This window comes from Candidatus Eisenbacteria bacterium, assembly GCA_030017955.1.
Taxonomy (GTDB): domain Bacteria; phylum Eisenbacteria; class RBG-16-71-46; order JASEGR01; family JASEGR01; genus JASEGR01.
In genome coordinates this window covers 1-1635 of the sequence record JASEGR010000214.1, presented here as the reverse complement: position 1 = coordinate 1635, position 1635 = coordinate 1, and the positions used below count along the sequence as shown (strand labels likewise).

Here is a 1635-nt window from a genome sequence, read left to right as displayed (position 1 = left end):
TCTGATGCTGCACGGGATCGAGTCGCCGCAGTTCTATTACATGGATTCGCTGTCGAAGTCGTTCGAGGATGAGCGCGAGTATGACGTGATCCTGATGAACCCGCCGTTCAAGGGCGCGGTGGATAAGGGCGGCGTTCATCCCACGCTGCCATCGGATACGACCAAGAGTGAGTTGCTCTTCCTGCATTTGATTTTGCGCGCGCTGGATATGGGCGGACGCGCGGCGGTAATCGTGCCCGATGGGGTGCTGCCGAAGGGAGGTCGAGCCGCGCGCATGTGGACCTGCGGCGCAAACTCATCGAGGAGAATCGGCTGGACGGGGTGGTTTCGATGCCTTCGGGTGTCTTCAAGCCGTACGCGGGGGTGAGCACGGCGGTGCTGTTGTTCACGCGCGGCGCGCAGACGAAGGACATTTGGTTCTATGATATGGCGCACGATGGTTTTTCGTTGGATGATAAGCGGGTGAAGGTGGAGGAGAACGACATACCAGATGTGATTCAATGCTGGACAAAACGCTTCGATGCGACCTTTGGGGCTGGTCGCACGAAAAGGATTTCTGATCTACGCCGAGAGTTGACTCCGCTAAAAACCGAACGGTTGAAGTTGCACGAGGAGATCAATCGGTTGCAGTTTGAGTCTGCGATTCACCCCCAAGACCTGACACACCGATTTCCCTGGAGGTGTAGCATCTGGCAGGTATTCCAGACAGGGACAGTCGTTTTGGAAGTTCCAGTGTTCCCATATCTGGCCGATTCCCTGCGGAATTCCAGGCAAAAGTCCACATCTTGAGGGTGCTCTGTCGATAGCGCTTTCCGGAATACTTGCCAATTTGCAGGCTCCGAAAGACCCTGAGGGAAATCGGTGTGACAGGAGCTGGCTGGCTAATCCCAGAGGCCTATACATCCTTGGCATTGCAGAGCTTAGCAGTCTCGAACGATTTGGGGTGGACATCTTTGCCATATCTCGGTGACCAAGGGAGATGACCGCCCTATGAACACGCTATCCATGTGGGTGATTGCAGGGATCTCGACAGCGGCCACAGTCGGCTTGATTGTTGTTACCACCGTGGTTTCTAGAGGGCTTTTCTTTGGGAAAAGTGCGTCCCGCGGCAAGGAACTCCTCATTTCGTTGTTAGCAGGCGCCTCGGCAAGTTCGGCCTTTTTCACCTTAGCTATCTTGATCGGGTTAGTTGAGAATGGATACGCATGGGAATCTAGGTCGCTGACAGCCATTGGTGTTATGTCGCTTATTCCCGGGATCGTTGTGGCCATTGGTTCTTTCTGGCAATTCCTTGTCGTAGGAAAATTCCGCACGCAACTATATCGGACGCTCCACAAACGAGGAAAGAAAAACAAGGAGTAGGTAGTTCTCTACTCGGTCTCCACGTATGCCTTAAGGGCTCATTGAAGAACTCTTAGGTACCTAAATTTCGCCCGAATAAGGGGCGAATTGCGTGACAGCAGTGGATAGGCTTGCAAAAAACGAGTGATGGGCTTACTGTATAGGAATTCTGACAAAATCCTACAGGAGGCCCATCACCATGAACGAGTCTATCACGATTAGCGAGAATGTTCGCCGACAACTTTCTGCCCGAGTGACACTGGCAGCACTGGGTGCGAAGCTGAGGAAACTCAA

General features: G+C 53.3%; 1 protein-coding gene and 1 pseudogene. One reads left to right on the top strand and one right to left on the bottom strand.

Annotated features, from left to right (window positions below):
- Positions 1–507 (top strand): annotated as a pseudogene (locus QME66_13785) (N-6 DNA methylase).
- A gap of 413 nt (positions 508–920) precedes the next feature.
- Here the strand turns inward: QME66_13785 and QME66_13780 are convergent.
- Complete coding sequence (locus QME66_13780; GenBank protein MDI6810011.1) at positions 921–1271, bottom strand: hypothetical protein; 351 nt, start codon at positions 1269–1271, stop codon at positions 921–923.
- Positions 1272–1635 lie beyond the last annotated feature (364 nt).

Coding starts and splice junctions, on each gene's coding strand:
- QME66_13780 (MDI6810011.1), bottom strand. CDS start 1,271: ATGGCCACAACGATCCCGGGAATAAGCGACATAACACCAATGGCTGTC.